We start from the raw sequence: 26,322 nt of genomic DNA on the forward strand, positions 1-26,322 counted from the left end.
CCACGAACTCAACCGCCAGAGCACCCCCGACGTGTCGAGCAAAGGACACCCATCACGAGCACCCAAACGATGACGAGCACCCCAACGTTGGAACCGGAACTGCTGCACAAGATGGACGCGTATTGGCGGGCGGCGAATTACCTGTCGGTGGGCCAGATTTATCTGTACGGCAATCCGTTGTTGAAGCGGCCGCTGGCGCTTTCGGATGTGAAACCGCTGGTGGTGGGGCATTGGGGCACCACGCCGGGGCAGAACTTCATTTACGTGCACCTCAACCGGGTCATCACGAAGTACGACCTGGACATGTTCTATGTCGCCGGCCCCGGCCATGGGGGTCCGGCGCTGGTCGCCAACACCTACCTCGAGGGTTCGTATTCGGAGATCTATCCCGACGTCAGCCGCGACGAGCCCGGACTGAAGAAGCTGTTCACCCAATTCTCTTTCCCCGGCGGTATTTCCAGCCATGTGGCACCGACGACTCCGGGATCGATCCACGAAGGCGGGGAACTGGGTTACTCGCTGAGTCACGCGTTCGGCGCGGTGTTCGACAATCCGGACCTGATCGTGGCCTGCGTGATCGGTGACGGCGAGGCCGAGACGGGCCCGCTGGCCACTGCCTGGCATTCCACCAAGTTCCTGAATCCGGTTGGCGACGGGGCGGTGCTGCCGATCCTGCATCTGAACGGCTACAAGATTAGCAACCCCACCGTGCTGGCACGCATCGAACACGAGGAGCTTGACCAGTTCCTGCGTGGCTGCGGCTGGGACCCGCGCTACGTCGAGGGCGATGACCCCGCGACCATGCACGAACTGATGGCCAGCGTCCTCGACGCCGTCATCGCCGACATCCACGGGATCCAACGTGCGGCGCGCACCGGCGCTGAGACCACCCGCCCGCGGTGGCCGATGATCGTGCTGCGCTCCCCGAAGGGCTGGACCGGGCCCAAGGTCGTGGACGGCCTGCAGATCGAGGGCACGTTTCGGGCGCATCAGGTGCCGCTGCTCGTCGACGAGCACCATCCCGGCCACGTCGAACTACTCGACGCCTGGATGCGCAGTTACAAACCCGACGAGCTGTTCGATCAGGCCGGGCGGCTGCTGCCCGAGCTGGCCGCACTGGCCCCCCAGGGTCAGCGGCGGATGGGCGCCAACCCGCACACCAACGCCGGGGTGGTGCGTGACCTGCATATGCCTGACTTTCGTGCCCGTGCGGTGGCGGTGGCCTCACCGGGCGCGGTGGAGGCAGAGGACACCCGCGTGCTGGGTAGCTTCCTGCGCGACGTGGCCAGCCTCAATCAGGACCAGCGCAACTTCCGGATCTTCGGTCCCGACGAAACCGTGTCGAACATGCTCGACGCGGTCTTCGAGGTCACCGATCGCCAATGGGAGGCCCGCACCGTCACAGGCGACGAGTTCCTCGCGCCACAGGGGCGAGTGCTGGATTCGATGCTCAGTGAGCACCAGTGCCAAGGGTGGCTCGCGGGCTATCTGCTGACCGGCCGGCACGGACTGTTCAACTGCTACGAGGCGTTCATCCACATCATCGACTCGATGTTCAACCAGCACGCCAAATGGCTCAAGGTCACCGCGCAACTGCCGTGGCGCCGCAACATCGCATCACTGAACTACCTCCTCGCGTCCCACGTGTGGCAGCAAGACCACAATGGCTACACCCACCAAGACCCCGGCTTCCTCGACCACGTCGTCAACAAGAAAGCCGACATCGTGCGGGTATACCTGCCGCCGGACGCCAACTGCCTGCTCTCGGTCGCCGACCACTGCCTGCGCAGCCGCCACTACGTCAACGTGATCGTCGCCGGCAAACACGCGATGCCGCAATGGCTGAACATCGAGCAAGCAGAAGTGCACTGCACCGAAGGCATCGGGATCTGGGAATGGGCCGGCAACGACTCCGGCGCCGACCCCGACGTGGTGCTCGCGTGTTGCGGGGACACCCCCACGCTGGAGGTGCTCGCCACGGCGCAGATCTTGCGGGAACACCTGCCTGAGCTGAAGATCCGCGTGGTCAACGTGGTCGACCTGATGAAGTTGCAGCCGGCCAGTGAGCACCCGCACGGTCTGAGCGACCGCGATTACGATGCCCTGTTCACCACCGACAAACACATCATCTTCGCCTTCCACGGCTACCCCACCCTGATCCACCGACTCACCTACCGCAGAACCAACCGCAACCTGCACGTGCGCGGCTACAACGAAGAAGGCACCATCACCACCACCTTCGACATGCGGGTACAGAACAAACTCGACCGCTACCACCTCGTCACCGACGTCATCGACCGCCTCCCGCAACTCGGCGCCACCGGCGACTACCTGAAGCAGACCATGGCCGACAAACTCGTCGAACACACCCGCTACATCAACATCCACGGCCAAGACCACTCCGAAATCCGCAACTGGACCTGGAACCCCTCACAATGACGACGTCTGCGGCGCCGACGCATGTGACGGCCGTCGGTGCGCCGGGCATGCCAGGCGTGGTGGCCGCGGCGAACGCGTTGGTCGCCGGTGACAAGGGCCTGCTCGCCATCGATGAGTCCATCCCCACCTGCAACAAGCGATTCGCCCGGCTCGGGATCGCCCCGACCGAGCACAACCGTCGCGCCTACCGGGAACTGATCGTGGCCACCCCCGGTCTTGCGGAGAGCATCAGCGGCGTCATCCTCTACGACGAAACGTTCCGCCAGGACACCGCCGCCGGCGTCCCGTTCCGCACGGTGCTCGCCGACGCGGGAATCCTGGCCGGCATCAAGGCGGACCTCGGTGCCAAACCGATGGCCGCTCACCCCGGAGAGAAAGTGACCGAGGGCCTCGACGGGCTGCGTGAACGGCTGGCCGAGTACGCCGGCCTGGGTGCCCGGTTCGCCAAATGGCGGGCCGTGTTCACCATCGGCGAGACCCTACCCAGCCGTGGCTGCGTGCAGGCCAACGCCCACGCCCTGGCCCGCTACGCGGCGCTGTGTCAGGAAGCCGACCTGGTTCCGATCGTGGAACCCGAAGTCCTCATGGCCGGCGAGCACACGCTTACCCGATGCGGTGAGGTCACCGAAGACGTTCTGCGGGAAGTCTTCTCCCAGCTGCACGCGCAAGGTGTCCTGTTGGAGGGCATACTGCTCAAAACCAACATGGTTCTACCCGGGTTGACCTGCCCGATCCAGCCGGCCCTCGAGGCGGTCGCCGAGGCCACGATCTGCTGCCCGCGCCGCGCCGTGCCCGCTGCTGTCGCCGGGATCGTGTTCCTGTCCGGTGGCCAATCCGGTGACCTGGCCACGGCCCGGCTCAATGCCATCAACGCCGCGGGCCGGCCACCGTTGCCGTGGCCGGTGGCGTTCTCCTACGGCAGAGCGATCCAGCAACCCGCCCTGAGCATCTGGGACGGCCGGCACACGAATGCGGGCCGTGCCCAACACGCCATTGCGCAACGGGCCAAAGCCAATCGGGACGCCCGCCGCGGCGAGTATGCCCACACCGGCATCCTGGATCACACATGAGCACCAGCCGCGGGCCGACACCGAAGGAGATCGACTCCTCGACACCGTGCCGTCTTCTGCACACCCCCAGCGCCCCTGCGGATCACCCCTTCCACGACAGCAGTGATTGTCCCTACACGCGGGGCATCACCCGCTACGACGACCTTCCCGGCGCCGCATACCCCCGCCGATGCAACTGGTGCACCGAACACGACCGGCCAACCTCGTCATGACGATCACTACCGGGCCGCCGGCCCGGGACGACGGTGACCCACGATGAAGCCGGTCATCGTCCGCCATGGCCGCACCGAATGGACGCTTTCTCGCCGATACACCGGCATCACCGATCTGCCGCTGACGCCGCACGGACGCGGGCAGGCCGCCTTGCTGGCGCCGCTGGTCGAGCGCGTGCTGGCCGGCGACAGCGCGCTCGTGTTTTCCAGCCCCCGCCGACGGGCCACCGCAACCGCTGCCCTCGCCCTCCCCGGCCGGCCGATAACAGTGGATCCGCTTGTCGCGGAGTATCAGTACGGCGACTACGAAGGCCTGACCGACGACCAGATCCGCCTGCTGGCGCCCGGCTGGGACATTTGGCGCGACGGATGCCCCCACGGTGAATCCACCGACGACGTCGGTATGCGGGCCGATGCCTTTCTCGACGCGCACGTCGTGAGGTGCGCCGAGCCGGTCGTCGTCGTCACCCACGGGCACTTCTCCCGAATCCTGGCCGCGCGGGCGCTGGGCCTTGCCGCGGAGAACGGGCGCCTGTTCGCCAGCCTCACCGCCTCGATCTCGGTGATCGAGGACTACCACGGCGAACGCTGTATCGGGCGGTGGAACGTGGACGCTGCGCTGCTCGACGGCATTGGCAACCGGACTGCCTCCAGCGAGAACGTCGCGCCAGCCGAGTCGCTGAGAAAGGACCGATTGTGGCAATCGACTCGTCAGATTTCCGGGTAGCGGCCGGACGGCACGTTGACCTGGCCACACTGCCGACGGCGGTGAAAGCCTTCTATAAGTCGCACGACGATTACAAAAGGCAGCTGATCGTCCTCGGCACCCTCGCCGACCTCAAGATGGCCCACCCCACAACCACCCCCGAGCGTCACCGGGAGCTGGAGTCGTTCCGGAGCCGGCTCTGATTACCGGCCAGGCGGTCGGGCCCGCCTCTGCCGGCCCTCCTGAGCGCTGCTTACCGCGAATTGAGTCGCGCGCGTGACATCCCGCGGAGCGGGATGTCACGCCCTCGAAGCGCTGGGTGGAGATCCGTACCGCCCGGAACGGTCAGTTGCCCAGCCCAAGGGCGGCAACCACCGGAGTCTGATGAACCCCGGGGATGGGCGACTGGCACTGGTGACGTTCGGCGGCCGCGACTGATGGATGTGTGGCCGGGCCGGCCGACACCGATGGGATCGACGCCCGATACCCAGGGGACCAATTTTGCGGTCTACTCCGCCTCGGCGACCCAGGGCGCCATCAGCTTGTGCCTGTTCGCTGACGACGGCACGGAGACACGGCTGCCGGTGACGGCCCGCACTGGCGACGTATGGCACGCCTATGTGCCCGGGATCGGCGCCGGGCAGCGCTATGGCTACCGACTCAACGGGCCCTGGAACCCAGCTGCGGGCATGTGGGCCAACGAGGCCAAGCTGCTGCTGGACCCCTGGTCTAGGGCCATCGACGGCTGCTACGACGGAAACCCCTCGGCGATCAGCCACGTGCCCGATGACCGCACTAGCCCCGACCCCCGCGACTCCGCCCCGCACGTCCCACGCTCGGTGGTGGTCGACCCGGCCTTCGACTGGGGCGACGACACATCGCCGGGCATCGCGATGGCCGACTCGGTCATCTACGAGACACATGTACGTGGCGTGACCAAGCGACACCCCCACGTGCCCGACGCCCAGAAGGGCACGTACGCAGGTGTGGCCTCCGCCCCGATCATCGCGCACCTGCAGTCGCTGGGCGTGACGGCCGTCGAGTTGATGCCGGTGCACCTACTGGCTGGACACGAACGACCCGAGCCACTACTACGACTACAGCGGCACCGGCAACACGCTCGACGCCGGCCAGCGCGAGGTACTGCGGTTGATCACCTCCAGCCTGCGTTATTGGGTTACCGAGATGCACGTGGACGGCTTCCGTTTCGATCTGGCCGCCATCCTGACCCGTCAGGAAGGCAACACCGACAGGTCCGCGGCGTTTTTGGACCTGCTCTACCAGGATCCGGTGATCTCCCACGTCAAGCTGATCGCCGAACCCTGGGATGCCAGCGGTGGCTACCTTCTCGGCCAGTTCCCGCCGCGATGGGCGCAGTGGAACGACCACTACCGCAGCACCGTGCGTGACTTCTGGCGCGCCCAAGCCGGCATCGGCCAGCTGGCCACCCGGGTGGCCGGGTCCGGTGACGTGTTCAGGGCCCCGGATCAGTCGCCGACGTCGTCGGTCAACTTCGTCACTTGCCACGACGGCTTCACGCTGACCGACCTGGTCTCCTACAACAGCAAGCACAATGAGGCCAACGGCCACGACAATAGCGACGGCAGCGACGACAACCGGTCCTGGAACTGCGGCGCAGAGGGTCCCACCACCGATGCGGGCATCGTGGCGCTGCGCGCCCAACAGCGGCGCAACTTGCTGGCTACCCTGCTGATGTCGCAGGGCGTGCCGATGATCCAGGGCGGCGATGAGATCGGCCGCACCCAGCTGGGCAACAACAACGCGTACTGCCAAGACAACGCCGTCAGCTGGTACGACTGGGACCTGGACCAGCAGCGCCGCGATCTGCTCACGTTCACCATCCGGGCCATCGGCCTGCGCAACGCGCACCCGGTGTTGCGGCGCCGCAGCTTTCTCACCGGCCAGCCGCCCCGGCCGGGTGCCGGCGATGATGTGGTCTGGTTATCGACAGACGGCACGCCCATGACACAGGACCATTGGAACTCGGGATCGCTGGCGGTGGCCGTGTGGCTCAACGGCGCAGCCCTCACCGCCACCGATGCGCACGGGACGGTGCTCACCGACGACACGTTCCTGATCTTGTTCAACGCCTCCTGGAACCCACAGGTTTTCACCATGCCGCCCTCCAGCAGCGGGACCACCTGGGTACCGGTCCTGGACACCACCCAGGCCACGGGTTCCGCGGCGCCGGGCGTGACTGTGCTGCGCGCCGGCTCCGAGTACAGCCTGGGCGCCCGAAGCCTGCTCGTGCTGCTGAGAACAGAGTGACGTCGATGCTGCACGGAAACGGCCTGCCCGATGAGCTGGTCGACCAGAAGGCCCTCCGGCGCAACGATTCCGTGCGCGCATCGACGCACCCGACAAAAACTGGAAATTCAGCCTCGCCGACATCCGCGAACGGTCCTACAGGAACACCTACATGGGGGTGTACCGTGACTGCCTGCGAGCGACCGGGAACGATCATGCCCCCTGGTACATCGTGCCGGCCGACGACAAAGTGACTAGTGTTGCCGGACGGTCGGGGCAGCCCTACGGTCGTCCTCGCCGCTGCTTACCGCGAATGGAATCGCGCGCGTGGTGGCCGGTGGAGCCGGTGGGCTCGCTCTCGAGGAGCCTCTTCAGTTTGTGTAGCGCGCCTCGCAGGGCTTCGTCCACGGTGGCGGCGTGGACGGTGACGGCCACCGGCGCCCGCCCGGCCGGCCGGGCTTCCAGCATGCAGCGTTTGTCCTCGCCGCTGGATCGGCCTGCGCTCTCGTCACTGAGATGGACCTCGACCCGCGTAATGTGATCGGCGAACCGGGCGAGGACGGCGCGGACTTCGAACTCGACGTCGGCGATGGGTGCCTCGGGTAAGTCGATGTTGTGGTCGGTGTTGACCTGGATCTCCATAAGAATTCCTGCCTGAGGGTTATCCGGAACTGATTCGACCGGGGATCTGACTGTTTCCAACGCAGTGTTTGGGGACAGTACCGGTGTTGTGGGTGTCACTGCCTGTTGGTCTCATCTGTGTCGCCGCGGTGCCCGGCGCGGTGGTTGGGTGGGCGCCTCGCGGGTCGGGGTCGGTCGGTTGGGCGCGCTGATCGGCGCCGCCGTGGTCACCGTGAGGGGTCGCCCGTCGTGTTGCACCGACAGCGGTTCCCCGTCATGGAGTCGATACGTCGTCGCGTCGGGAGTGATCTCGACGTGAAGTCGCCTGCTCTGCACGCAGATCGTGACGGCCAGCCCGGTGATGCCGGCCGGCAGCTGCGGGGAAAAGGTGACACTGCCGTTGTGTTCGCGCAGTCCGGCGAGTCCTTGCACCAGGGCGATCCAGATCCCGGCCAGCGACGCCGCGTGCAGCCCGTCGCCGGTGTTGTGCTCCAGATCATCGAGGTCCATCAGTGCCGCTTCGGTCAGGTAGTCATAGGCCAGGTCCAGATGGCCGGTTTCGGCGGCGAGCACCGCCTGGGTGCAGGCCGATAGCGAGGAATCTCTGACGGTGAGGGCCTCGTAGTAGGCGAAATTGCGGGCCTTCTCCTCGATGGTGAACGCCGCGCCGCGCAGGTGCATTGCCAGGACAAGATCGGCCTGCTTGACCACCTGTTTGCGGTACAGGTCGAAGTAGGGGAAGTGCAGCAGCAGCGGGTACTGCGCGTCGGTGGTCGCTGCGAAGTCCCAGAGCTCGTGGCCGGTGAACCCCTCATCCTGGGCGTGAACTCCCAGCGCGTGGTCGTAGGGGATGACCATCGCGGCGGCCGCGTCGCGCCACCGTTGTTCCTCTTGCGCGTCGATGCCCAGGGTGTGGGCGCGGTCAGGGTGACGCGCGGCGGCGTCGGCGGCCGCGACAAGATTGTGCTGGGCCATCAGGTTTGTGTAGACGTTGTTGTCGGCCACGGCCGAGTACTCGTCGGGGCCGGTTACGCCATCGATGCGGAATCGTCGGTGCGGGTCGTAGTGCCCCAGCGAGCACCACAGTCGCGCCGTTTGGGCCAACAGCTCCAGACCCACCTCGCGGGCAAACGCGTCATCGGCGGTGACCTCGACGTAGCGGACGACCGCGTCAGCAATGTCCGCGCCGACGTGAAACGCGGCGGCGCCCGCCGGCCAGTATCCCGAACACTCCGGTCCGGCGATCGTGCGCCACGGAAACACTGCACCCTTCAAGCCGAGCTGGACGGCCCGATGCAGCGCGGCCGACAGGATCGAATGCCGCCAGCGCAGCGCGTCGGCGGCGGCCCGCGGTGCGGTGTAGGTGAGGACTCGCAGGACGAACGTTTCGGTGTCCCAGAACGCGTGCCCGTCATAGCCCGGGCCGGTCGACCCCTTCGCCGCGATCGCGCGTCCTTCGGCCCGGGCACCGGCCTGCAGGAGATGAAACAACGCGAAACGCACCGCCTGCTGCACAGGGGGGTCACCGTCGATTTCGACGTCGGCGCCGGCCCAAAAATCGTCGAGATCGGTGCGCTGCTCGGCGATCAGCCCGTCCCAGCCCGACTGAACCGCGGCAGCGAGTGCGGCGGCGACCTGATCGCGGACCGCTGGTTGCGTGCGGGCCGCCGACCAGCCGTAGGCCACGAATTTGATCACCCGCAGCCGCTGCCCGGGTTCCAGCGTCGCGGTGATCGTGACCCGGCCCAGATCGGGCAAGCTTTCACTGGACACCTGCATCGACGGCGGAGCATCGATCTGGTGCTCCATGGCCACACCGAGCCGCAGGCCGCTGACCGCGGTGCGGTGCAGCAACGATGCGCCAGTCCCACCGCAGGCATGTTCCTCCGAGACCAGTGGTGCCAGCAGCGCCGCCGATTTCCGCGGGTCGCCGCCGCTGCTGCTCGGCAACGGTTCGTTGGCCACCAGTTCGGACTGCAGCATCACCCGCACCGTCTGCTCGAGCGGTTCGACGTCATAACAGATGGCGGCGACCGACCGTTGCACCAGCGACACCAGCCGGCTCGAACGCACCCGCACACCCTTGGCGCCTGGTGATATCCACTCGACCTCACGGCGCAGTTGCCCGCTGCGGAAATCCAGCACCCGCTCGTGGGCGACCAGTCGCCCGTAGCGGACGTCGAAGGCCTGATCATCAACCAGGAGGCGGATCAGCTTGCCGTTGGTGACGTTGATGACGGCCTGACCGGCTCCGGGGTAGCCGTAACCGGCTTCGGCGTAGGGCAAAGGGTGCGATTCGTACACACCGTTCAGATAGCAGCCGGGCAACCCGTGCGGCTCCCCCTCGTCAAGGTTTCCCCGCCATCCGATGTGACCGTTCGACAGGGCGAACAGCGACTCGCTCTCTGCGATCACCTCGAGATCGAGGCCGGTCTCGCGTAGGCCCCACGGCTCGACCGTGTAGGCCGGGTGCGTGATCACGGCATGTCCAGTATCTCGGCCAGGTCGCTGACCACGGCGTCGGCTCCGTGCGCGCGCATCGCATCCGCCTGATCGACGCGCTCGACCCCGACCACGAATCCGAACCCGCTGACGGCACTCACCTCGCCGCACCGTGAAGTCGGTTCTGTGCCAAGTGGAGTCGTCGCCACCGTGACGAGCAGCCGCGGCGCCACCTGACCAGTCCAGGTCGCCATCGATGTCGGGCACACTCCGGCCCCCCGGCCACCGGGACGCGCCGGAAAGCACCAGCGCGCGACGGGGGTCACAAACCCGAACACGAAGAAGGTGCCCGCGTCTCCGACAGCAGGCGCGGCGGCGACCCCGTGTGCTGACACCTCACCGACCCGGCACAGTTGGAGGGCTGCTGGTGAAGTCACCAGTTCTCCGAATATCCCTGTAGGCAAAGAATATTCGGATCGAGAGACCGACGAGTCATCAGGATCGATCCGGTCAGTAACCAGTCCCGGCGAATGTACGGCTCAGAGCTGACGCTCCAGCGAGTCAGCAGCGGACAGCTGGCTCATCCCGCACTAGCTGAGGGTCTCAGCTCCTTCACGCTACGCCGACTTGCTGCGCTATTCCGCCCGGCATAATTGCCTGAGCTCCGGCAGCTAGCCAGGTTCACCCATCAGCCGGACTATCGGCACTCCGGTGACCTCTGGAAAGTAGTCTGTGCTGCAACGCCACACACCACCAGGCGGGCGGCACATAATCACCGTATGACCAGTACTGGACAATTATCTTCGGAGCCCCTCGCGTCTGCCGACGGACCGCAGCAGAGCGGGCGGATCGTGGTCGGCGTAGACGGGTCGCAGGGATCGTTGAACGCTCTGCGGTGGGCGCTGGGGGAGGCGCGGGCACGCAAGATCCCGGTCCACGCGGTCTTTGCCTGGCAATACCATCCACCTTGGGTGGACCCCGGGTTGGGCAGCATGTTCCCGTTGGGCTATCAGCCGGAAGGCGGTGCGCCTGAAGACGCGTTCGCTGAGGCGGCTGCTTCGGTGGAGAAGCTGTTGGACGCCGCCGTCAGCGAGGCAGGCGAATCCGACCCGGACAGCGCGACTGATCCGGTCCGAATCACGCAGGAGGCAGTGGAAGGGCACGCCGCCCAGGTGCTGCTCGACAGCGTCAGCGGAGGCGACATGCTGGTGGTCGGCTCTCACGGACACGGCGGATTCCTCGGGGCGGTGCTCGGCTCGGTCAGCCAACGTGTCGTGTCCCACTCGCGGTGCCCCGTGGTTGTCGTCCCCGCCCCGCAGCGGGCGCCGAACGCCTGAGCAACCTGCCCTTGGGGCGGGCTGCCCGTTCACCGGCGCGCATAACGTGTGGTCCCAAACTGGTCCCCAAGTAAGCCGCCGATGGGACTTGATGAAACGCAGCTGTTCGTCGGCGGCGCATCAGCAGATTCGCATCGGGGGCTGCTGCCCGGGTCGCTACGGGCGGCGATACGGGTCGACGCAGAAGTACGATTGCCGGGTGCAACGCGCGCACCCTGCCGGTAAGTGTTCGTAAGCTCGGGTCATGGCGGCATCCAAGCAAGCGGCCGCGCATCCGGTCGGGCTGTGGGGTGCCGTCGCGATCGGCGTCGGTGGCATGGTCGGCGGCGGCATTTTCGCCGTTCTCGGGTTGTCGGTGCAGATCACCAAAGGGGCTGCGCCGCTGGCGTTTCTGCTGGTGGGGCTGGTGGCGTTATTGACCGCGCGCTCCTATGCGCGGTTGTCGAAGGTGTACCCCAGTCGCGGCGGAACCGTCACTTTTATCAACCGTACGTTCGGCGCCGGCCTGTTCTCCGGCGGGATCAACGTGTTGTTGTGGCTGAGCTACATCGTGATGCTCGCCCTGTATTCCCAGGCGTTCCGCAGCTATGCCGCGAGTTTTCTGCCCTCGTCCGCCCACACCCTGGGCAAGCATGTGTTCCTCACCCGGCGATTGTGGTGATCCACGCGGTCAACATCGCCGGCGCATCCACGGTGGCCCGCGCCGAACGTGTGATCGTCGCAGTCAAGATCGCGATTCTTGTGTTGTTCGTGGGCGTCGGGGCGGCGGGAGTGTCCAGCGAGCGGCTGGCGCCCGCGCAGTGGAGTTCCCCGGTGTCGGTTATCGCGGGCGTGATCGCCAACACCGCCGAGGACGTCGCCGACCCTGCCCGGGTGCTCACCAGGGCGTACTAAATCTCGGTGCTGTTCGTGATCGTGCTGTACGTTGCCGTGGCCATCGTTTCGGTGGGGTCGCTGCCGCTGTCGAGGCTGATCAACGCGCGTGACTATGCGCTGGCCGAAGCCGCCCGGCCCGCGCTGGGCGGCTTCGGGTTCGCGATGATCGGTGCGGCGGCGATGCTGTCGACCGCGTCGGCGATCAACGCCACCCTCTACGGATCCGCGCGGGGCTGCTGATCACCGCGGCGGCAACCGTTGTGCTCGCCAACGTGCTGGACCTGGCCAGCATCTCCACCATGGGAAGCGCCGGGTTCCTCATCATCTTCGCCGCCGTCAACCTCGCCGAGGCTCACACGGCCCGAAGGCGGGGATCAACCCCGTGGATCTCGGTTGTGGCCGCCATGGCGTGTGTCGCGGCATTGGCCGCGCTCATCGCCAAGAGCAGCCTCCTATCCGTCAATGTCCTGGTCGCGATGGTCGCATTGTCCTTCGGCATCGAGGCGACCTTCCGAAAAATCAGCGGCCGACCCGTCCACGCATAGGCGAGGCATCTTTGCGTGTACCCGCGCAGCCCTCGCCACTTCCTGCGCCTGCTCGTCGCCGGCGCAGTGGAAGAGGCTGGCGGAGGCTACTCGGGTAAAGCCGGGGTCGAAGGTGGACCTGGCCAAGGACTTCGATCCCGGCCGCCACGACAAACAGCTTGGAAAAGACCAGGCGCCGCGGTGCTGGCTGACGCGAAGGCGACGCTGCTGAATTTGCAGAACCGCTTTTTCGCCCAGGCCGACCGGTCGCTGCTGATCATCCTTCAGGAGATCGACGCGGCCGATAAGGACGGCACGATCAAGCACGTCATGAGCGGCCTCAACCCCGAAGGTGCCGACGTGTACAGCTTCAAGGCGCCGTCGGAGACCGAGCGGGCACACGACTACCTCTGGCGCCACCAAAGGTCGCTGCCGGAACTGGGCCGCATCGCGGTGTTCAACCGGTCCCACTACGAGAACGTGTTGATCACCCGGGTGCATCCTGAGACGTTATGGCCACGCACCGCGGTGCTTGACGCTGAGGGCATCTGGCAGCGGCGGTATCGCGACATCAACGACTGGGAGCGCTATCTCACCGACAACGGGACCCGTCATCGTCAAGCTGTTTCTCAACGTCTCCCAGGGCGAACAGGCGCGGAGGTTCCTTGAGCGCATCGACGAACCCGAGAAGAACTGGAAGTTCTCCGTCGCGGACCTACGCGAGCGCGCGTTCTGGGACGACTACCAGCGGGCCTTTCAAGACATGCTCAGCCACACCAGCACCGTGTGGGCACCCTGGCATGTGATCCCCGCAGACCACAAATGATTTAGCCACGTGTCGACTTCTGCGGTGCTGTTGTGGTGAAAGTCGGCCCGGAGCGCGGTGACAGCCTTGCGGCTGTTCCGTTTCTCCGGGCCGCTTCCCGAACCCGGCGTGCATCTCTCAATGCACCGGGCTCTCCACAAGACCCGTCGCGGTGTCGTGGTGTTCCTCGTTGCCGATGAGCGGCCAGGGCGTTGGGATGACCGATCCGCGGTAGCGGTATCGGGTCGTGCCGATCTTGGACAGATCGATCAGTGTCATCTCGTGCCCGGCTGGCCACCATCGTCCGCCGCAGTACTGCCGGCGGAGTTGCTTCCAGGTCGATTTCGGGTGTTTGCGGCGTATCCATCGCCAAACCGTGTGCCACACATAGTGGTTGAGGTAGGAGAAGACAGCCGAGGACACCCCGGCCCGGAAATGCCCTGCTGTCATTTGCCATGAGGATGGGACCACCGGTTGGCCAGCAACTATGGACCGCCTGTTTGGCTTATTGGGGATGATCGGCGGTCGTTGGGGCTGGTGTCAACTGAGGGCTTTTGGCGGCGCCGGTAGGACTGGCCCTCGATGATCGGTTCGTGCGCTGTCGAGGTAATCCTGTCGATGGCCGATTGGGCGAGCAGCGGGTCAGTCATGACGGCCAGCCATTCATCGGGGCTGCGGTTGGAGGTGAGCACGGTCGAGCCGCGTTGGTGGCGGGCTACGACGAGCTCGTAGAAGTCGGCGGTCGCGGTGGCGTCCATGGGCTGCAGGGCGAAGTCGTCGATGAGCAGCAGCCGGATTTGGGCCAGGCGGCGCATCTGGGCTTCGGTGCTGTTGTCAAGGCGGGATGCTTTGGGCTGCTTGAACAGTGCGTCGGCGCGCAGCATCAAGGTGGGGATGCGCCGGCGCACGGCGATGTGCCCGAGCGTGGTGGCCAGGTGAGTTTTTCCTACCCTGACCGGCCCGAGCGGCAGGGCGCCGTGCGGGCCGTCGAGAAACCGCAGGCTGGTCAGGTCGGTCCGCAGGGCGCGGTCGTAGCGCACCGCGGCGGACTCGTCCCAGGAGTCGGGGCGCATGGCCGCATCCAGGCCGGCTTCGCGGGCGCGGCGGGCGGCTGAGCTGTTGTCGCCGGCGGTGAGCCTCATCGGCGAGGACCAGCTCCAAAAACGCCGCGTGCGATAGGCGCTGTTGGTGGGCCAGGGTGAGCCGCTCGGGCAGGGTGTCGAGCATGCGCCCGAGTTTGAGCTGGCGCATCACACGCTTGAGGTCAGTCGAGATCGGATCGGTGACAACGGGTTTGGTCGCCATGATGAATCACTGCCCCCGGCTCTCGTCGCCGCTGGTTGGGGTGGCGCCGCCGCCGTCGATGACGCTGAGCCAGTCGGGTCGTTGTCTGCCTTGGCTGCGGTATTCGCTGGGGTCGCGGGCGAACCGGGCCGGCGCGAGCCCGGTGGTCGCCCGCGGCGCCTCGGCGGGGGTGTTCTCGGTGGCCTTCGCCAGCATGGCGGCGATCTTGGGCACCGAGACCACATCAAGTTCCAAAGCGCGCCCGCAGGCGGTGTTCACCGGGGCCGGGCCGTATCGTTTGACCAGCCCCAACAGCCGATACACCTGCCGCATCCGCGTCCAGGGCAGTTGGTGGTCGAGCAGGCGTTCGGCGTAGCTGCCGATATCGGTCCCGTGGCCGGCGGCGGTGGTGATCAGCCGGGTCAGATCCCGCATCGCGTAGCCGATCTTGTCGGCGGGCAGATCAGCCGGGTCGGTGCAACGTCCGCCGGCGGGCTGGCGGGGATGGGTCTTGACCAGCTTGCCGCGGTGGAACGCCTTGACCAACTCCCCGTCAGCGCGAACCGAAACCGTTTGCCCCCGAAGGTGCTCAGGGATTGAATACAAGGCCCGGCCGACCTGAATGTGGTAGTCGCGGTGGACCTTGGCTTGGGCGTAGATCGGCACCTGGTAGACCGCTACCGGGGCGGGCAGCAGCAGCGCGGCCTCACACTCGGCGAACACCACCGCCGGTTGGGCGCAGGTGGTGCCGTGGATACGCTGGCCGGCCTTATCGGCACACCACGCTTGCGCTCGGGCCTGGGCGTCGGCCAGATCGGTGAAATCTTCACCGGCGAAAAAGTTGCCGCGCACATACTGCACCATGCGTTCCACTCGCGGCTTGTCGCACGGGTGGGCCACCCTGGCCGGGTCGGTGAAAAATCCGCGGGTCTGCGAGTACTCCGTCCACCCTATACTGAACTGCGGATCGGCCGAATCCGCCTTGGGCACAATAGGTGTCATGTTGTCAGGGATCAACACCTTGAAGACGCCACCGAAGAATGCCCAGGCCGCCTCGCAGCCGGCGATGATCGCTTCTAGCGTCTGGTTGAACGTCAGCCACACGAACATGTGCCGCGAGTAGACCGCGGTGAAGATCAGCGCGTGCACCACCCGGTTACGCCCCGATTCGGCGTCGAAGATCTTGCCCATCTTCCCGAAGTCGATCTGGCACTCCACGCCGGGCTCACCGTCGATCACCGGCACCGTGCCAGCAGCCCGACGGCCCCGATAGCCGGTGCACTGTGTGCAGCACCGGTGCAGGGTCCGCTGCGGCACCACGATGCCGCGACGGGCTAACAAGTCGCAGATCTTGACCACCGTCAGATCTTCTTCCACCCACTTGACGATCTGATCATGGTTGGCGCGCAACACTTCCCACGCCTGCCCGTGGCCATCCGGCCGGCCCGGACGCACCGCCTCGATCACCGCGCCGATCAACTCGTCGGTGAGCTGATCCAGATCACCGCCCCGGTCCAGCCCCGCCAACACCGCCGCGTTCGTATAGTCGCGTGCGGTCTTGCGGTCCACCCCGGCCAACGCACCCACCCGGCGCAAGCCGGCCCCTGACATCCACACCCGCAACAGCTCACGTACCTCGATCACCGAAACCTCCCGATACATTCAGCGGACCTCCCCCACATCGATCGACACGAAGCGATCCGACCCAGTAATCGAGCGGCCGCCGGCGCGACACGCCGGCGGTCCCATAACTGGCAAACGGGTGGTCCAATGAGGCTGGCTAAACCCTGATCAAGGTGGTCCCATCATCGTGGCGGTCGACAGCCCAGCCCATCCCCGCAACGTCACGTTCAAGCGGCGCAGCAGTTCATCGATTGGCTGGCTGGTCGAGACCTGTCGTGAAATCATCTTGACCTTCCGCATGGCGGCCTGAACGGCTTTCTTTGACGGATAGGTGTAGACGTAGTACCGGCTGGTTCCCCGTTTGCGGTGACGCTGGATGTGCCACCCGAGGAAGTCCAGCCCCTCGTCGATCTGGGTGATCAGGGTCTTGTCTGGTGACAGACGCAACCCCATTGCCGCCAACACGATGGCGATCTGCTCGCGCAGTGCCTCGGCGTCGGCCCTGGTGCCCTTGACCATCAGACACCAGTCGTCGGCATAGCGGACCAGCCGAAAATTCGGAAGTCCGTGGCGAAGCCGCTTAGCCCGCTCCACCTTGCCGGTGCTCGGCCCGCCAGGAGCCTGGGCGTGTACTCGTCCAGCACCGACAATGCCACGTTCGCCAACAACGGCGACAAGATTCCGCCCTGCGGGGTGCCGGCGGTGGTGTCTTCCAGCTGGCGTTCCTCGGTGAGGATGCCCGCCTTCAGGAACGCCTTCACCAGAGCCAGAACGCGTTTGTCTCCGACTCGTCGCCGCACCCGGTCCATGAGGGCCGGATGCGAGATTTCGTCGAAACAGGCTTTGATGCCGCCTTCCACGATCCACTCGTAGCAACGAGGGCGGGTCGTGAAGAAGCGAACCTCGGCCACCGCGTCATGAGTCCGGCGTTTCGGGCGGAAACCGTAGGAACACGGCAGAAACTCAGCCTCGGAAATCGGCTCCAACACCAGCTTCAACGATGCCTGGACCACCCGATCCGCCACGGTGGGAATCCCTAGACGACGCAACTTTCCATTCGCCTTCGGAATCATCCGCCCACGCACCGGCAACGGGCGGAAACTACGGTCCTTCAAACTGTTCCGCAGCTCGTCGAGGAACTCCTCGACACCCTGCAACGCCGCGACCGAACGAGCGGTACGCCCGTCCACCCCGGCCGTTGCGGCACCCTTGTTCCCGCTCACCCGATCCCACGCCACCAACAAGAACGCGGGGTCGGCAACGAGGTTGAACAGGTCGTCGAACCGGCGATGAGGAGCATCGCGAGCCCAACGGTGCAGCTTGGTCTGGATCTTCAGTACCCGTCGGCGCGCCTCACATACGGCGTGCTCGAATTCGTCGGTATTCACCGGCGACCACTCCTCCTGATATTCCAGAACTTCCACTGCTGTCTTGCTGGTCCCCTTTGCCCTGCGGCCGCCTCTCGCGACCTCCACGACGGGTCGTCACGCCCGCGACTACTATCAGGACCTCCGCCCCACCCCAGCGCTCCTCGGCCGGACACGGGCCTTCCACCCGAACCGGACCGGCTGCCCGGACCGGGTGGGCGGAGCGCGGGGTGGTTCCCACGTTCACCGAACGATCGATCGGTCAGGGAGGCACCCAGCTCTACCCCGGCAGCATCGGCGCGCCTACGCCGCAGACCTTCGACGCGGCCTCCCCACCGCCGGTCAAAGACGGCTTCGGAGTCAACCACCACCACAAATGCCCTCGCGGGCGTCGCGGTGGAGGCTGTGCACTGCATCCCGGCCCATATCCACCAGATTTGAGCCCGCAGAGAGGTTACGGGGCGTCAACCACTGGTTCGCTTACGCTGTACCTTCTGACCTCGCTCGGCGAGCCCGCGCCGTCTGGCAGTGCCGGCACGCCTCGCCTTTGTCGGGGCCGCTTGCCACCCTCACCGGCGTTCCCCGGACCGGACTGCCCCCAGCTTCTCCCGAGCCGCTGCGACGGCCCGACGGAGACGGTCTCTCACCACCTCTCGATCCATCCAGCGCCTCGTGGCGCACTTGACCGGCGTTCAACCCGTTCCAGCGACTGCGCAATGTGGCGTTGGTTCTTGCCGGCTGCCCGGTGAGACGAACTGCGTTGGCGGCGGGGCAATTATCGGCTTGACACCTGACCGATCATGGCCGTCGCGATGTCGGTTGCTCCCAGGGGGGCGAAATGGTGCCGGAGCGGACCGTGTCGTGATCTGTCTGGCGCGCAACTCGATACGGCAACGTCAGTGCCTGAAATTCGACCGTTGGTTTGCCGCCAGCGCTACCGCGATGTCGACAAGAACTCCAGTGAGTGGCTGAGGTTGTGTTGCGCGGGGCTGGTCAGTCCCTGCTGGAGTTCCCATTCGTAGCCGCGGATCGCCAGCACGTAGCCACGATCCCACCCCAGGCGACCATGTCGTCGAGATCGGATCGGACCGCCTGGCCAGCGGCCACCAGGCCGACCTTCTGCCGCAGCATCACGTTGCCCGCTCGACAGGGCACTGAGGTTCCCCGCTTTTCGGAGACTTCCATACCAGGTTTGCTGTTTTAAGCCTGGAGGAAGGAAGTCTCGGTGGCAGCGAACAGGTAAGTGCCCGGACGAGCTGCGTGAACGCGCGGTGCGGCTGTATCGGGAGTCTGATCCCAAGCCGGTGATCGCCCAGCTGGGCCGCCAGCTCAACGTGCACCCCGAAGCCCTGCGGAACTGGATCCGCCAGGACGAGGCCGACCGCGGTGAGCGCGATGATCGGCCGACGACGGCGATGGTCGAGGAGAACAAGCGGCTGGCGAAGGAGAACGCCGAGCTGCGCCGCGTCAACGAAGTGCTGCGGGCAGCCAGCGCGTATTTCGCATCGGAGATCGACCAGACCCGGAGGCGGTCATGAAATTCATCGACGCACATGACTTCTCGGTCGGTCTCGTACTACGGGTTCTGGGTATCGCCTCGTCGGCCTATTACGGGTGGCGCAAAGCGCGCCACCTGCCGTGTCAGCGGGCTCGCACCGATGCCGGTCTGCTGATGCTCATCGATGAGATCCGCGGCCAGAGCGAGTTCGCCGCGACGTACGGCTCACCGCGGGTGTGGTTGCAGCTGTGTCGCCGTGGTGTGCTCGTCTGGCGCAAGCGGGTGGAGCGGATCATGCGCGTCAACGGTCGTCGCGGCGCCTACCTGCGCGAAGGCTGGAAGACCGGTTCTACCCGGCAAAACCCCCGCCACACCGCCGCGCCAGACCCGCTCGGCCGCGACTTCACCGCTACCGCGCCCAACACCAAGTGGGTGGCCGACCTGACCCGGATCCTGACTGGGGAAGGCGTGTTGTGGCTGGCCAGCGTGCGCGACGCGTTCTCCAACAAGGTCGTCGGCTGGCGCAGCGGTCCTCGCGCCGGCACCGACCTGGTGATCTCCGCCCTGGACTACGCCATCTTCTCACGCGCAATCCGCGACGGGCAGCTGATCCACCACTCGGACAAGGGCTGTCAATACACCGCGGTGCGCTTCACCCAGCGGTTGTGTGACGCCGGCATCGCCCCGTCCACCGGAAGCGCCGGGGGCAGCTTCGACAATGCACTGGCCGAGAACCTGTGGTCAACCCTAAAAATCGAGTCGATCTACTGGCCTGCAACACCTTTCGCTACCAGAGCAGAAGCAGAATCGGCGCTGTTTCGCTACATCGACGGCTGGTACAACCCGCGCCGCATCCAGGCCGGGCTGGGCGGACTCTCCCCCGACCTGCGGCGGCGCCGCGGTAAGGGCCGAACGACCTTGAGCAGCTGTGAATCGCCGTCGAACGTGTGCGAGCCGCCCCGGTTACCAGGCGCCGTAGTCGGTGCTGTTGGCTTGCCGGAGTGCGCTGACGTAATCCTCGCGTTCGCGTGCGGTTTCGTCGGCGCCGACGGGTGTGGCGAGCAGCCCACGCAGTTCCTCGACCGTGGCGTATGCCTTGCGCCCCATCCATTCACACAGGCCGTCGAGCAGTACGGCGGCGTGTTCGGGGCCGTGGCGCAGCAGTGCTGACGCGGTCATCACCACATCCGCGCCTGCCAGCAGGTACTTGATCAGCTCAGTGGAGCTCTCGACACCGGTCGTCGCCGCGAGTGACGCGCCGACCCATCTGCGCAGCAACGCAATCCATGTCAGCGGCAACCGAATCTCCGCGGGCGTGGACAACGACACCTCGCGCACCACGGTGAGGCTCTCGGGGTCGATGTCGGGCTGCAGGAATCGGTTGAACAGAACAAGCCCGTCAGCACCGGCCTCGTCGAGGTGCTGCGCCATCTCGGCGGTCGCGCTGAAGTATGGGCTGAGCTTCACGGCCACCGGTACGGTCACCGCGTCCTTGACCCGCGCCAGGATGTCGAGATGACGCTGCTCGACGTCGCGGCCGCAGATGTGCGGATCGCCGGGCAGGTAGTAGATATTCAATTCGATTGCGGCCGCGCCGGCGTCCTGCATCGACCGCGCGTAGCGGGCCCAACTTCCGGGCGTGCTGCCGTTGAGGCTGCCGATCACGGGAACCGAGACCGCGCCGGCCGCGCGTTCGAGCAGGCTCAGGTACCGGCGTGGGCCGTGGTCGGCGTCGGCTCCGGCCGGAAAGTAGGACAGGGCTTCGGCGAAGCTCTCGGTGCCTGCATCGGCCATTCGTGCGTTCTGTAGCTGCTCGCGGTGCAGCTGCTCTTCGAACAGCGAGTACAGCACCACCGCGCCGACGCCGGCGTCGGCGAGGCGCCGGACGCCGTCGACGGTCTGGGACAGCGGGGAGGCGGCCGCGACCAGCGGGTTGCGCAATGTGAGGCCCAGATAGCGGGTCGACAGTTCCATCAGTGCTCCCTGCGGGCATCGGCGGTGAAGCGTTGCCGATCGCGAGACGCCATCTCCTCGTACACCTTCCAGCGCTGAGCGATGGCCTGTTCGGCGAGGCCGAGCAGCCGGTCGTACTCGGCCGGATCGGAATTGGCCAATGTGCGGTACCGCAGTTCCCGGTTGCGGTAGGCGTCGAGCGGGATCCGCGGCCGATGCGAATCGAGCAGGAACGGGTTCTCCCCGCCCGCCCGCAACACCGGGTCGTAGCGGATCAGCGGCCAGTGCCCGCTGGCGACCGCGCGGTACTGCTGATCCATCCCGAGGCGCATATCGATGCCGTGCGCGATGCATTGGCTGTAAGCGATCACCAACGAAGGGCCGTCGTAAGCCTCCGCTTCGCGGAATGCCTGCAGAGATTGTTGCGGGTCGGCACCCATGGCGACCTTGGCGACGTAGACGTTTCCGTAGGCGATCGCTTGAAGAGCGAGATCCTTCAACGGCTCCGTCTTGCCGGCGGCGGCGAACTTGGCGACCGCGCCCAGTGGGGTCGCCTTCGACATCTGACCGCCGGTGTTCGAGTAGACCTCGGTGTCGAGCACCAGCACGTTGACATTGCGCCCGCTGGCCAGGACGTGGTCGAGCCCGCCGGACCCGATGTCGTAGGCCCAGCCGTCACCGCCGACGATCCACACGCTGCGCCGGACCAGGCTGTCCACCACGCTGCGCAGGTCAGCGGTCAGGGCGGGATCGAGGCCCTCGAGGCGGTTCTTGAGCTCGGCCACTCGCTCACGCTGGGCCGCCAACTCCGACTCCCGCAGCTGCGGTGCCCCCAGAATGGCGTCGACGAACTCGTTGCCGAGGGCGTCGCGTAATTCGGCGAGGCGTCGCCGTGCCAGTTGGGCGTGTCCGTCGCTGGCCAACCGTATGCCGAGCCCGAACTCCGCGTTGTCCTCGAACAGCGAGTTCGACCAGGCCGGGCCCCGCCCGCCGGCGTCGGTGGTCCACGGGGTGGTGGGCAGGTTGCCGCCGTAGATGGACGAGCAGCCGGTCGCGTTGGCGATCATCAGCCGGTCGCCGAAAAGCTGTGAGAGAAGCTTGAGGTACGGCGTCTCTCCGCAACCCGCGCAGGCGCCGGAGAACTCGAACAGCGGCTGCAGGAACTGGGTGCCGCGGACGGTGCCGAAGTCCACCCGGGACCGATCACCGACCGGCAGGGTCTCGAAGAAGGCGATGTTCTCTCGCTCGGCGGCCAACCGGGGCTCGCCGGGACCGAGATTGATCGCCTTGGTGACGGTTGTGCCGGGTATGACAACCGGGCAGGCCTCGACGCACAGGCCGCACCCGGTGCAGTCCTCGACGTACACCTGCAGCGAGAACCGGGCGTTCGGGAGGCCGACGGCGTCCAGGGGCGCGGAGTCGAACTGTTTTGGCGCCCCGGCCAGCTGGGATTGGTCGTAGAACTTGGAGCGGATCACGCTGTGCGGGCAGACGAAGCCGCAGTTGCCGCACTGAATGCAGCTGTCGGAGTCCCAGACTGCGACCAGCTCAGAAACGTTGCGCTTCTCGTATGCGGTCGTGCCGCTCGGGTAGGTGCCGTCCACCGGAAGTGCGCTGACCGGCAAGGCGTCTCCGCGCCCGGCCATCATCTCCGCGGTCACGGTGCGCACGAATTGCGGCGCATCCTCGGGCACTGTCGGTGCCGGTGTGCGCGTGGAGGTGACCAGTTCGGGCACCTCGATCCGGTGTAACCCGGCCACGGCGCCGTCGACCGCGGCCAGTTCCTTCCGCAGCACCTCGGCGCCGCGGTTTCCGTACATCTTTTCCACCGATTCCTTGATGCGGGCGATTGCCCGCTCACGAGGCAGCACGTCCGAGATCGCGAAGAAGCATGTCTGCAACACGATGTTGATCCGCCCGGCCAGCCCGGCCTCACGTGCGATCCGGTCGGCGTCGACGGTGTAGAGCCTGATCCGCTTGGCCAGGATCTGTTCCTGAACCGGCCGGGGCAGCGCGTCCCAGACCTTCGCGGCAGGCTGCCGACAGTTCAGCAGCAGCGTCGCGTCCGGGGCAGCCCGACCCAGCACGTCCACTTTGTCGAGAAACCGGAACTGGTGGCAGCCAACGAAGTTTGCTCCATTGACGAGGTAGGGGGCGCGGATGGGATTCGGCCCGAAACGCAGGTGCGACTCGGTCTGCGAACCCGATTTCTTCGAGTCGTAGACGAAGTATCCCTGGGCGTGCAGCCCTTCTTCGGACCCCAGGATCTTGATGGTGTTCTTGTTCGCGCTGACGGTGCCGTCCGACCCCAGCCCGAAGAAGACCGCCCGGAACGCGTCGGGCGCCTCGATGTCGAACGACGGGTCGTAGTCGACACTCGTACCAGAGACGTCGTCGTCGATACCGACAGTGAAACGGCGCCGTGGTTGCTCGCGAGCGAGTTCGGCGAACACCCCGGCGACCATGGCGGGCGTGAACTCCTTCGAAGACAGTCCGTAGCGTCCGCCGGTGATTCGCGGCATGACCGGTCGTTCTCCGTCGGCTTCCCCGTCAGAAAAGGTCTCGGCGAGTGCTGCGACAACGTCCAGAAACAACGGTTCGCCGATCGACCCCGGCTCCTTGGTGCGGTCCAGAACGCCGACCGTGCGCACCGTCGCCGGCAGCGCCTCGAGGAGCGCTCTGGTGGGAAATGGGCGGTACAACCGCACCTGCACCACGCCGACCCGCTCGCCCCGCTCGGCGAGAGCGGCGACGGTCTGCACCACGGTCTCGGCGCCCGAGCCCATCAGCACCAGCACTCGCTGCGCCTGCGGGTCGCCGGTGTAGTCGACGATGCTCATCTTGCGGCCGGTGCGCTCGCCCAGGCGGGCCATCAGGTCCTCGACCACACCGGGAACCCGCGCGTAGAACGGGTTCACCGTTTCACGCGCCTGGAAGAAGACGTCCGGGTTCTGCGCGGTGCCGCGAATGAAGGGGCGCTCGGGAGACAGCGCCCGTCCGCGATGCGCCCACACCAACTCTTCGGGCACCAGCGCCCGCAGGTCGTCGTCCGACAGCGTCTCGATCGTGTTGAGTTCGTGCGAGGTTCGGAATCCGTCGAAGAAGTGCACGAACGGTACCCGGGTCGCCAGCGTGGCCGCCTGCGCCACGAGCGCCAGGTCCTGCGCCTCCTGCACCGAGGCCGACGCGAGCATCGCGAATCCCGTTTGCCGCACGGCCATCACGTCCGAGTGGTCTCCGAAGATCGACAACGCCTGCGCTGCCACTGACCGGGCTGCCACGTTGATGACGGCCGACGTCAGTTCGCCGGCGATCTTGTACATATTCGGGATCATCAGCAGCAGACCCTGCGACGAGGTGAAGGTCGTGGTCAAAGCGCCGCCCTGCAGGGCGCCGTGCAAAGCGCCCGCCGCTCCGCCCTCGCTTTGCATCTCCACCACCGTCGGGACGGTGCCCCACACATTGGGCCGCTGCGCGCTGGACCATACGTCGGCCAACTCGGCCATCGGCGACGACGGTGTGATCGGGTAGATGCAGCACACCTCGTTGAGCCGGTAGGCGACCGAAACGGCGGCCTCATTGCCGTCCACCGTGGCGCGTGTCATTTCGGCTCCGGAAACATATCGATGGCGTGTACCGGGCACTGATCGAAGCAGACGGCGCACCCCGTGCACCTGTCGTAGTCGAACTTGTATCGGTGCCCGACCCCGAGTTTTATCACCGCGTCCTCCGGGCACGCGCCGAGGCAGCCGTCGCATTCGAAGCAGTTCCCGCACGAGAGGCAACGCCCCGCCTCGTAGGTCGCCTCGTCGGCGGACAAACCGCCGACGACCTCCTCGAAACTCTCGACCCGTTGTGCCGGCTCCAGTTCAGGCTGCTGACGTCGCGTTGCGTCACCGAAAAACCACAGGTGCAGCGAGGCGAACATCGCCGTCGGGTGTTTGACCGGGCGTGCGCCCGGCGCGCCGCGCAACCAGGCGTCGATGTGGTGGGCCGCCTTTTTCCCGTGCCCGACGCCGACGGTGACGGTGCGCTCACATGGCACCATGTCACCGCCGGCGAAGATGCCCGGACAGCCCGTCATCAGTGATTCCGAGACGCGCACGCTGCCGTCGTCATCGAACTCGACTCCCGGCAGCGTCCGCATGAACGCCGATTCCGTTTCCTGACCGAGTGCCATGATCAGGGTGTCGGTGGCCAGCGTCTCAAAACGTCCGGTCGGTCGTGGGTGACCTGCGTCGTCGAGTTCCATGACCTCGACCCGCAATTCGGGGCCGTCGAAGGCGCTGATCGTGCGCAGCCAGTTGATCCGCACACCCTCACGTTCGGCATCCTGCGCTTCCTCCTGGTGGGCGGGCATCTGCTCGCGAGTGCGCCGGTAGACGATGACCGCGTCCTCGGCGCCGAGGCGGCGGGCCACCCGGGCGGCGTCCATCGCGGTGTTGCCGCCGCCGTAAACGGCGACATGGCGCCCGATCGCCGGCCTTTCGCCGGAGGCGACGTCGTGCAGAAAAGACACCGCGTCCACCATCGTGCCGGCGTCGCGGGCGGGGATGTCGACTCGTTTGGCCAGATGCGCACCGACCGCGACGAACACCGCATCAAACCCGCCCTCGTCGCGCTCGGCCGCGAGGTCATCGACCCGATGATCGCAAGTCAACTCCACGCCCAGCGCGGCAATGCGGTTCAGCTCGACATCCAGCACGTCACGGGGCAGCCGGTAGCTCGGGATGCCGTAACGCATCATCCCGCCGGGCATCGCGCCCGCGTCGCGGATCTCGACCTCGTGTCCGAGGACTGCCAAATGGTAGGCCGCCGAGAGTCCGCTCGGCCCCGCGCCGACGACCAGGACCCGCTTGCCGGTGCGGGTAGCCGGCGGTTCGAACCCCCAGCCCCGCTCGCCAGCAAGGTCGCCGAGGAACCGCTCCACCGAATGAATCGACACCGAGCTGTCGAGATGGGCACGGTTGCAGACGGTTTCACACGGGTGATAGCACACCCGTCCGTGGATCGCGGCAAAAGGATTGTCGGCAACAAGCTGGCGCCAGGCCTGCTCGTGCCGGCCGGCGGTCGCGTGGGCAAGCCAGGCCTGGATGTTCTCCCCGGCCGGGCAACCGGCATTACAGGGCGGCAGCAAATCGACGTAAACGGGCCGGCGCTCGCGCACCGGCCCCGCCCGGGACCGCCCATGCAACAGGTCCGCAAGGGGCGTGACATCCCCCGACGGTCCGGCTGCGCCTGGACCGACGTCCCTGCCGGTGTGTTCGTCACCAGCCATTTCGTCAGGATACGGTGCG

25 protein-coding genes and 4 pseudogenes are annotated in these 26,322 nt (G+C 66.4%); 17 read left to right on the top strand and 12 right to left on the bottom strand.

The features are described 5' to 3' along the window. Positions 1-69 precede the first annotated feature (69 nt). The 6 genes and pseudogenes from M5I08_RS10255 to M5I08_RS26710 all read left to right on the top strand — a co-directional run. On the top strand, positions 70-2,439 hold the full coding sequence (locus tag M5I08_RS10255) for a phosphoketolase family protein (RefSeq protein WP_219070094.1): 2,370 nt from the start codon (positions 70-72) through the stop codon (positions 2,437-2,439). Continuing rightward, positions 2,436-3,509: a class I fructose-bisphosphate aldolase gene (locus M5I08_RS10260; protein ID WP_219070092.1), complete on the top strand. Its 1,074-nt coding sequence runs from the start codon at positions 2,436-2,438 to the stop codon at positions 3,507-3,509. The genes M5I08_RS10255 and M5I08_RS10260 overlap by 4 nt, the downstream gene beginning before the upstream one ends. Continuing rightward, positions 3,506-3,721 (top strand): hypothetical protein, encoded by a 216-nt coding sequence (locus tag M5I08_RS10265; protein ID WP_249763236.1) that lies wholly within the window; start codon positions 3,506-3,508, stop codon positions 3,719-3,721. Before M5I08_RS10260 ends, M5I08_RS10265 begins: the two co-directional genes overlap by 4 nt. Positions 3,722-3,764: 43 nt before the next feature. Continuing rightward, complete coding sequence (locus tag M5I08_RS10270; RefSeq protein ID WP_219070090.1) at positions 3,765-4,448, top strand: histidine phosphatase family protein; 684 nt, start codon at positions 3,765-3,767, stop codon at positions 4,446-4,448. Continuing rightward, the gene (locus M5I08_RS10275) at positions 4,418-4,630 is read left to right on the top strand and encodes a hypothetical protein (protein WP_219070088.1); all 213 of its coding nucleotides are present in this window, start codon (positions 4,418-4,420) and stop codon (positions 4,628-4,630) included. The genes M5I08_RS10270 and M5I08_RS10275 overlap by 31 nt, the downstream gene beginning before the upstream one ends. Positions 4,631-4,894: 264 nt before the next feature. Next, positions 4,895-5,098: pseudogene (locus tag M5I08_RS26710) on the top strand (hypothetical protein); the annotation flags it as partial. A 77-nt stretch (positions 5,099-5,175) separates the two neighbouring features. On the opposite strand, the gene M5I08_RS26715 reads toward M5I08_RS26710, so the two are convergent. Beyond that, positions 5,176-5,337 carry a hypothetical protein gene (locus tag M5I08_RS26715; protein WP_307728265.1) on the bottom strand — a complete coding sequence of 54 codons (162 nt, stop codon included), beginning with the start codon at positions 5,335-5,337 and terminating at the stop codon, positions 5,176-5,178. A gap of 239 nt (positions 5,338-5,576) precedes the next feature. Between M5I08_RS26715 and M5I08_RS26720 the strand changes: the two genes are divergently transcribed. Next, the gene (locus M5I08_RS26720) at positions 5,577-6,716 is read left to right on the top strand and encodes a hypothetical protein (RefSeq protein ID WP_307728264.1); all 1,140 of its coding nucleotides are present in this window, start codon (positions 5,577-5,579) and stop codon (positions 6,714-6,716) included. 79 nt (positions 6,717-6,795) lie between these two features. Then, positions 6,796-6,888 (top strand): annotated as a pseudogene (locus tag M5I08_RS26725) (polyphosphate kinase 2 family protein); the annotation flags it as partial. Between the two features lie 89 nt (positions 6,889-6,977). Here M5I08_RS26725 and M5I08_RS10285 read toward each other — a convergent pair. The 3 genes from M5I08_RS10285 to M5I08_RS10295 form a co-directional block, all read right to left on the bottom strand. After that, complete coding sequence (locus M5I08_RS10285; protein ID WP_249763237.1) at positions 6,978-7,337, bottom strand: HPF/RaiA family ribosome-associated protein; 360 nt, start codon at positions 7,335-7,337, stop codon at positions 6,978-6,980. Between the two features lie 111 nt (positions 7,338-7,448). After that, a complete protein-coding gene (locus M5I08_RS10290) occupies positions 7,449-9,797 on the bottom strand; it encodes a glycoside hydrolase family 65 protein (RefSeq protein ID WP_219070086.1) in 2,349 nt (782 codons plus the stop codon). After that, a complete protein-coding gene (locus tag M5I08_RS10295; protein WP_219070102.1) occupies positions 9,794-10,195 on the bottom strand; it encodes a hypothetical protein in 402 nt (133 codons plus the stop codon). The genes M5I08_RS10290 and M5I08_RS10295 overlap by 4 nt, the downstream gene beginning before the upstream one ends. Positions 10,196-10,537: 342 nt before the next feature. Between M5I08_RS10295 and M5I08_RS10300 the strand changes: the two genes are divergently transcribed. The 7 genes from M5I08_RS10300 to M5I08_RS26730 all read left to right on the top strand — a co-directional run bounded on the left by M5I08_RS10300 (position 10,538) and on the right by M5I08_RS26730 (position 13,321). Continuing rightward, positions 10,538-11,095, top strand: a complete 558-nt coding sequence (locus tag M5I08_RS10300; protein WP_249763238.1) for a universal stress protein — start codon at positions 10,538-10,540, stop codon at positions 11,093-11,095. Between the two features lie 244 nt (positions 11,096-11,339). Continuing rightward, on the top strand, positions 11,340-11,756 hold the full coding sequence (locus M5I08_RS10305) for an amino acid permease (RefSeq protein WP_219070082.1): 417 nt from the start codon (positions 11,340-11,342) through the stop codon (positions 11,754-11,756). Next, complete coding sequence (locus M5I08_RS10310; RefSeq protein ID WP_219070080.1) at positions 11,750-11,989, top strand: hypothetical protein; 240 nt, start codon at positions 11,750-11,752, stop codon at positions 11,987-11,989. The genes M5I08_RS10305 and M5I08_RS10310 overlap by 7 nt, the downstream gene beginning before the upstream one ends. 6 nt (positions 11,990-11,995) lie before the next feature. Next, positions 11,996-12,211: a hypothetical protein gene (locus M5I08_RS10315; RefSeq protein WP_219070078.1), complete on the top strand. Its 216-nt coding sequence runs from the start codon at positions 11,996-11,998 to the stop codon at positions 12,209-12,211. A gap of 20 nt (positions 12,212-12,231) precedes the next feature. Next, complete coding sequence (locus tag M5I08_RS10320) at positions 12,232-12,516, top strand: hypothetical protein (protein ID WP_219070076.1); 285 nt, start codon at positions 12,232-12,234, stop codon at positions 12,514-12,516. A 180-nt stretch (positions 12,517-12,696) separates the two neighbouring features. Further along, positions 12,697-13,164, top strand: coding sequence for a polyphosphate kinase 2 family protein (locus tag M5I08_RS10325; RefSeq protein WP_219070074.1), 468 nt, complete (start codon positions 12,697-12,699; stop codon positions 13,162-13,164). Further along, a complete protein-coding gene (locus M5I08_RS26730; protein ID WP_370328633.1) occupies positions 13,118-13,321 on the top strand; it encodes a polyphosphate kinase 2 family protein in 204 nt (67 codons plus the stop codon). Before M5I08_RS10325 ends, M5I08_RS26730 begins: the two co-directional genes overlap by 47 nt. Before the next feature lie 117 nt (positions 13,322-13,438). Here M5I08_RS26730 and M5I08_RS10330 read toward each other — a convergent pair whose 3' ends face one another. The 5 genes and pseudogenes from M5I08_RS10330 to M5I08_RS10350 form a co-directional block, all read right to left on the bottom strand. Then, complete coding sequence (locus tag M5I08_RS10330; RefSeq protein ID WP_219070071.1) at positions 13,439-13,750, bottom strand: group II intron maturase-specific domain-containing protein; 312 nt, start codon at positions 13,748-13,750, stop codon at positions 13,439-13,441. Positions 13,751-13,785: 35 nt separating this feature from the next. After that, positions 13,786-14,605, bottom strand: a pseudogene (locus M5I08_RS10335) (ATP-binding protein). A 6-nt stretch (positions 14,606-14,611) separates the two neighbouring features. Next, entirely contained in the window at positions 14,612-16,246 is a 1,635-nt protein-coding gene (locus tag M5I08_RS10340; protein ID WP_249763239.1) for a Mu transposase domain-containing protein, read from the bottom strand. 129 nt (positions 16,247-16,375) lie between these two features. Then, positions 16,376-16,726 (bottom strand): group II intron maturase-specific domain-containing protein, encoded by a 351-nt coding sequence (locus tag M5I08_RS10345; protein ID WP_249763240.1) that lies wholly within the window; start codon positions 16,724-16,726, stop codon positions 16,376-16,378. After that, positions 16,726-17,631: a reverse transcriptase domain-containing protein gene (locus M5I08_RS10350; RefSeq protein WP_249763241.1), complete on the bottom strand. Its 906-nt coding sequence runs from the start codon at positions 17,629-17,631 to the stop codon at positions 16,726-16,728. Before M5I08_RS10350 ends, M5I08_RS10345 begins: the two co-directional genes overlap by 1 nt. A gap of 1,214 nt (positions 17,632-18,845) precedes the next feature. On the opposite strand from M5I08_RS10350, the gene M5I08_RS10355 reads away from it, so the two are divergent. After that, positions 18,846-19,112, top strand: a complete 267-nt coding sequence (locus M5I08_RS10355; RefSeq protein ID WP_219069636.1) for a transposase — start codon at positions 18,846-18,848, stop codon at positions 19,110-19,112. Then, positions 19,109-19,897: pseudogene (locus tag M5I08_RS10360) on the top strand (IS3 family transposase); the annotation flags it as partial. The gene M5I08_RS10355 and the pseudogene M5I08_RS10360, both read left to right, overlap by 4 nt. A 138-nt stretch (positions 19,898-20,035) precedes the next feature. On the opposite strand, the gene M5I08_RS10365 reads toward M5I08_RS10360, so the two are convergent. The 3 genes from M5I08_RS10365 to M5I08_RS10375 are packed head-to-tail and all read right to left on the bottom strand — an operon-like array spanning position 20,036 to position 26,303. Then, on the bottom strand, positions 20,036-21,046 hold the full coding sequence (locus M5I08_RS10365) for a dihydroorotate dehydrogenase-like protein (RefSeq protein WP_219069638.1): 1,011 nt from the start codon (positions 21,044-21,046) through the stop codon (positions 20,036-20,038). Further along, positions 21,046-24,630, bottom strand: coding sequence for a pyruvate:ferredoxin (flavodoxin) oxidoreductase (gene nifJ / locus M5I08_RS10370; RefSeq protein WP_219069640.1), 3,585 nt, complete (start codon positions 24,628-24,630; stop codon positions 21,046-21,048). Before nifJ ends, M5I08_RS10365 begins: the two co-directional genes overlap by 1 nt. Beyond that, positions 24,627-26,303: an NAD(P)-binding protein gene (locus M5I08_RS10375; protein ID WP_219069653.1), complete on the bottom strand. Its 1,677-nt coding sequence runs from the start codon at positions 26,301-26,303 to the stop codon at positions 24,627-24,629. The genes nifJ and M5I08_RS10375 overlap by 4 nt, the downstream gene beginning before the upstream one ends. Positions 26,304-26,322 lie beyond the last annotated feature (19 nt).

Source organism: Candidatus Mycobacterium methanotrophicum (assembly GCF_023515995.1).
Classification (GTDB): domain Bacteria; phylum Actinomycetota; class Actinomycetes; order Mycobacteriales; family Mycobacteriaceae; genus Mycobacterium; species Mycobacterium methanotrophicum.

Coding starts and splice junctions, on each gene's coding strand:
- M5I08_RS10330 (WP_219070071.1), bottom strand. CDS start 13,750: ATGACAGCAGGGCATTTCCGGGCCGGGGTGTCCTCGGCTGTCTTCTCC.
- M5I08_RS10340 (WP_249763239.1), bottom strand. CDS start 16,246: ATGTATCGGGAGGTTTCGGTGATCGAGGTACGTGAGCTGTTGCGGGTG.
- nifJ (WP_219069640.1), bottom strand. CDS start 24,630: ATGACACGCGCCACGGTGGACGGCAATGAGGCCGCCGTTTCGGTCGCC.
- M5I08_RS10265 (WP_249763236.1), top strand. CDS start 3,506: ATGAGCACCAGCCGCGGGCCGACACCGAAGGAGATCGACTCCTCGACA.
- M5I08_RS10260 (WP_219070092.1), top strand. CDS start 2,436: ATGACGACGTCTGCGGCGCCGACGCATGTGACGGCCGTCGGTGCGCCG.
- M5I08_RS10300 (WP_249763238.1), top strand. CDS start 10,538: ATGACCAGTACTGGACAATTATCTTCGGAGCCCCTCGCGTCTGCCGAC.
- M5I08_RS26715 (WP_307728265.1), bottom strand. CDS start 5,337: ATGACCGAGTCGGCCATCGCGATGCCCGGCGATGTGTCGTCGCCCCAG.
- M5I08_RS10255 (WP_219070094.1), top strand. CDS start 70: ATGACGAGCACCCCAACGTTGGAACCGGAACTGCTGCACAAGATGGAC.
- M5I08_RS10365 (WP_219069638.1), bottom strand. CDS start 21,046: ATGGAACTGTCGACCCGCTATCTGGGCCTCACATTGCGCAACCCGCTG.
- M5I08_RS10305 (WP_219070082.1), top strand. CDS start 11,340: ATGGCGGCATCCAAGCAAGCGGCCGCGCATCCGGTCGGGCTGTGGGGT.
- M5I08_RS10270 (WP_219070090.1), top strand. CDS start 3,765: ATGAAGCCGGTCATCGTCCGCCATGGCCGCACCGAATGGACGCTTTCT.
- M5I08_RS10345 (WP_249763240.1), bottom strand. CDS start 16,726: ATGGTCAAGGGCACCAGGGCCGACGCCGAGGCACTGCGCGAGCAGATC.
- M5I08_RS10375 (WP_219069653.1), bottom strand. CDS start 26,303: ATGGCTGGTGACGAACACACCGGCAGGGACGTCGGTCCAGGCGCAGCC.
- M5I08_RS10285 (WP_249763237.1), bottom strand. CDS start 7,337: ATGGAGATCCAGGTCAACACCGACCACAACATCGACTTACCCGAGGCA.